We start from the raw sequence: 4,266 nt of genomic DNA, 5'->3' as shown, positions 1-4,266 counted from the left end.
CGATCTCGATCCGGATAAGTACCTGGTGGATGGATCGATTGTGATCGCGGCGATTACGAGTTGCACGAACACGAGCAATCCGTACGTAATGATGGCGGCCGGGTTGCTGGCGAAGAAGGCTGTTGAGAAGGGCCTTGGGACGCCGCCGTGGGTGAAGACGTCGTTGGCGCCGGGATCGCGCGTGGTGACGGACTACTACACGCGCGCCGGCTTGCTGGAGTACCTGGATGCGCTGCGGTTCCAGGTGGTGGGCTATGGATGCACGACGTGTATTGGAAATTCGGGACCGCTGCCTACGGATGTGTCGAAGGCGATTGAAGAGCATGGTTTGGTTGCGGTGTCCGTGTTGAGCGGCAACCGGAACTTTGAGGGGCGTATCTCGCCTGAGGTTCGTGCGAACTATCTGATGTCGCCTCCGCTGGTCGTTGCGTACGCGTTGGCCGGGCACATCGCGCATGACTTCGACAACGACGCGCTGGGTGAAGACAAGACCGGCAAGGCGATTTACCTGAAGGACATCTGGCCTTCGCAGCAGGAAGTGAATGATGCCGTGGCTGCGTGTATCGATGCCGAGATGTTCCGCAAGCAGTACTCGACGGTGAGCGATGGCGATGCGAACTGGCAAAACCTGAAGTTCCCGAGCGGCGATACGTATGGATGGGAAGCGGACTCGACGTACATCCGCAAGGCTCCGTACTTCGATGGCATGCCGGCGCAGCCGAAGGCTGTCGAAGACATCCACGATGCGCGCGTGCTGGCAGTGCTGGGTGATTCGGTGACGACAGACCATATTTCTCCGGCGGGTTCGATCAAGCTGAATGGGCCGGCGGGCAAGTACCTTACGGACCACGGCGTGAAGCCGAGCGACTTCAACTCTTATGGAAGCCGTCGCGGCAACCATGAGGTGATGGTGCGTGGCACGTTTGCCAATGTGCGGCTGCGGAACAAACTGGCTCCGGGAACGGAAGGCGGCGTGACACGTTTGCTGCCTGAGGGGACGGGGATGTCGATCTATGACGCGTCTGCGGCTTATGCGGAGCGTGGCACGCCGCTGGCGATTCTTGCGGGCAAGGAGTACGGCTCGGGTTCGTCGCGCGACTGGGCGGCCAAGGGACCGAAGCTGCTGGGCATTCGCTTCGTGATCGCGGAGAGCTACGAGCGGATTCATCGGTCGAACCTGGTAGGCATGGGGATTCTGCCGCTACAGTTTGAAGCGGGACAGAATGTCGAGTCGCTGGGGTTGACGGGTGAAGAGACGTTCTCGCTGGGCGAGAAGGCCGGCGATCTGAAGGCGATGCTCGACGGTAAGTTTGCCGGGGGCAAGAAGCTGAAGGTGATCGCAACGGCTGCGGATGGAAGTAAGAAGGAGTTTGTTGCGGATGTGAGGATCGATACGCCGCAGGAGATTCTGTACTACCAGCATGGCGGCATTCTGCAGTATGTGTTGCGGTCGCTGGCGGCGTAAGAGCAGCGAACAGGTAGTAGCCAACAGGGAACAGCGAGCTCTTCGGGGCTCGCTGTTTTGTTGTTACTGAGCTTCTGCTAATTCAGGGTGACGCCTGAGATAGCGCTTGTGCAGCCACTCGCGCAGGCGGCGTGATGTGACTGCGACGATCACACCGACCATGCCAACGTACTGTGTCCTCAGGAACCATGCGGCTACCAGTGAGACGAGCAGGGAGCCGACCATCACGTAGAGCCTTCCCGACAGGACCCAGAGGGCGTCGCCGCGGCGGATGTTGTTTTCGTGGCGGGCAAGCAGGAGCTCCACCAGCACGACGACGCCGATGAGGACCTGGTTGAGGATGTAGAGGAAGAAGGCGAGCGGATCGTTGAGATAGTGGCCCCAGAGCGAGGTGGAGAAGGGGAGGATCGTGATCAGCGAGAGGAAGATGAAGGTGGTCACGACGGTGCGGGGCCGGATTTTTTCGAGCAGGTTGAAGAGCCGGTGCTGGAGCGTCCAGTAGCGGGCGGCGAGGATGAAGGTGATGACGAAGCTGGCCCATGTTGGCGACTCCTGCAACAGGGCGTGCGCGAGCTGGCCGGCGGGGACGTCCAGCGGGACTTTGAGGTCGAGCACAAGCAGCGTCATGACGATGGCGAAGATGCCGTCGCTGAGGGTCTCAATCCTTTGCTTGCTGAACATAACCTCAATACTGCCGTAGCATGGAAGAGATGTCTATCGAGATGAAAGAGCGAACGATGTATCTACCGGAGATCCTGGCGCACACGCGCGGGGTGGTAGCCGAGCGTAAAGCCGCGGCGGATGTACCGGCGTTGGAACGGGCTGCGGCTGCGCACGAGCCGCGGGGATTTGCGCGGGCGCTGAAGGCGAAGGCTGCGAGCGGGCCGGCGATTATTGCGGAGTTGAAGAAGGCGTCGCCGTCGAAGGGATTAATTCGCGCGGCGTTCGATGCGGCGGTGCTGGCGCCGATGCTGGAGGCCGGTGGCGCTGCGGTGTTGAGCGTGCTGACGGATGAGAAGTTCTTTCAGGGCTCGTTGGAGAATCTGCGGCGGGCTTCGGCTGCCGTGAAGATTCCTTGTCTGCGGAAGGACTTTATGGTGGACGAGTTCCAGGTGTTGGAGGCGCGGGCGAATGGCGCGGACGCGATTCTGCTGATCATGGCGGCGCTGGACGATGCGGAGGTGCGGGTGTTGCGGGATGCGGCGCGGGCGCATGGGCTGGATGTGCTGTGCGAGGTGCATGATCGCGAAGAGCTGGAGCGTGCGCTGGAGTTGGAGTGCGAGTGCGTGGGCGTGAACAGCCGCGATTTGAAGACGTTTGAGGTTTCGCTGGATCGCGCGTGTGAGCTCGCGGCGTTGCTGCCGGCCAGCGCGGTGAAGGTGGCGGAGAGTGGGATTCATACGGCTGCGGATATGCAGCGGTTGCGGGCTGCGGGGTATGAGGCGTTTCTGATTGGCGAGTCGTTGATGCGGAAAGCGGATCCCGGCGAGGCGCTCAAGCATCTGTTGAGTGGGTCGGCGAGTTAGCTATGTGGGTCAAGATTTGTGCGAACACGAACCTGAAGGATGCGCTGCTTGCGGTTGAGGCGGGAGCCGACGCGGTGGGGTTCATCTTTGCGCCCAGCAAGCGGCGGGTTACGCCGGAGCAGGTCGCGGAAATCGTGGATGGTCTGCCTGATGGTGTAGAGAAGGTTGGGGTGTTTCACACGTCCGATCCGTATGAGGTGGAACACTTCCTCGCGGGCGAAGAGTTGACGATCGCGCAGTTGCATGGTGCGTTCGATCAGAGGATGGTGCAGTTGTTGAGTGCCGAGTTTGGCGGTGAGTTGAAGATCCTTCAGACCGTCGCTTACGAGGTGGATGCCAAGGATCGCGAGGCTGCCGATCGGCGGTTTGAAACAATGCTGGCCGCCGCGTTTGACGAATCCGCGGTATGGGCCGTGTTGCTGGATGCGGCGAAGTCGGGGGTGTCGGGCGGTCTGGGTGTGGCGTATGACTGGGCGCATGTGGCGGAGATCGTGCAGCGTGCCATGGGTGCGCGTGTGCCGCGGCCACGCGTGATTCTTGCCGGCGGCTTGCGGCCGGAGAACGTTGCTGAAGCTATCGCAGCGCTGCAACCGTGGGGCGTAGATGTTGCGAGTGGCGTTGAGGCCTCGCCTGGCGTAAAGGATCCCGAACGGCTGAAGGCCTTTATCGCGAACGCTCGCGCGGCAGGCGATAAAATCGGTAAGTGAGTTCAAAAACCAAGCAGGCAATTTTTATACGTCACGGGCAGAGTCGCCAGAACGTGGGTGACTGGGATGGTGGGTTTGCGGAGATTCCGCTGACGGCTGTTGGCGAAGAACAGGCGCGGGCGCTGGCTGAAACCTGGGACTCCACGCCGAGCCTTATCGTCGTTTCTCCGTATCTGCGGACGCAACAAACCGCAGCCCCGACGATTGCGCGCTTCCCGGAGGTTCCGGTTGAGACCTGGGACATCCACGAGTTTACGTTCTGGGACCGGGCGCACTGGGGCGATGCTATACCGGACGATACCTTCGAGGACGTAGAGCGCTTCTGGCGCGTTGCCGACCCGGAGTATCGGCATAAAGGCAGCCCGCAGACCGAAGGAGCGGAGAGCTTTGGCGATTTGCTGCGGCGCACCGAAGTGGCGCTTGAGCGGCTGAACGCGATGGACTTCCGCGCGCCTGTGCTGTTGTTTACGCACGGCCACTTTATGCAGGCGTTGCGGCATACCCTGCTGTTTCCGCACTGGACCGCGGAGCAGAAGATGATGAACTTCAGGGCCTACGACGAAGCCAA

The 4,266-nt window shown here is 61.1% G+C and carries 5 protein-coding genes; 4 read left to right on the top strand and 1 reads right to left on the bottom strand.

Annotated elements, in window-relative coordinates:
- A partial coding sequence (locus AC5E6W_RS08390; RefSeq protein WP_491751831.1) for an aconitate hydratase occupies positions 1-1,465 on the top strand: 1,465 nt, incomplete at its 5' end.
- Between the two features lie 63 nt (positions 1,466-1,528).
- Here the strand turns inward: AC5E6W_RS08390 and AC5E6W_RS08385 are convergent.
- Positions 1,529-2,146, bottom strand: coding sequence for a TMEM175 family protein (locus tag AC5E6W_RS08385; protein WP_491751830.1), 618 nt, complete (start codon positions 2,144-2,146; stop codon positions 1,529-1,531).
- 41 nt (positions 2,147-2,187) lie between these two features.
- Here AC5E6W_RS08385 and trpC point away from each other — a divergent pair, with 41 nt between their 5' ends.
- The 3 genes from trpC to AC5E6W_RS08370 form a co-directional block, all read left to right on the top strand.
- A complete protein-coding gene (gene trpC, locus AC5E6W_RS08380; RefSeq protein ID WP_491751829.1) occupies positions 2,188-2,991 on the top strand; it encodes an indole-3-glycerol phosphate synthase TrpC in 804 nt (267 codons plus the stop codon).
- A 2-nt stretch (positions 2,992-2,993) separates the two neighbouring features.
- Positions 2,994-3,698, top strand: coding sequence for a phosphoribosylanthranilate isomerase (locus AC5E6W_RS08375; RefSeq protein WP_491751828.1), 705 nt, complete (start codon positions 2,994-2,996; stop codon positions 3,696-3,698).
- On the top strand, positions 3,695-4,266 hold a 572-nt coding region (locus AC5E6W_RS08370; RefSeq protein ID WP_491751827.1), incomplete at its 3' end, for a histidine phosphatase family protein. The genes AC5E6W_RS08375 and AC5E6W_RS08370, both read left to right, overlap by 4 nt.

It is taken from the genome of Bryocella sp. (assembly GCF_058498515.1).
The sequence above is the reverse complement of the archived record's forward strand: the minus strand, read 5'-3'. Positions and strand labels throughout refer to the sequence as shown.

Coding starts and splice junctions, on each gene's coding strand:
- AC5E6W_RS08385 (WP_491751830.1), bottom strand. CDS start 2,146: ATGTTCAGCAAGCAAAGGATTGAGACCCTCAGCGACGGCATCTTCGCC.
- trpC (WP_491751829.1), top strand. CDS start 2,188: ATGAAAGAGCGAACGATGTATCTACCGGAGATCCTGGCGCACACGCGC.
- AC5E6W_RS08375 (WP_491751828.1), top strand. CDS start 2,994: ATGTGGGTCAAGATTTGTGCGAACACGAACCTGAAGGATGCGCTGCTT.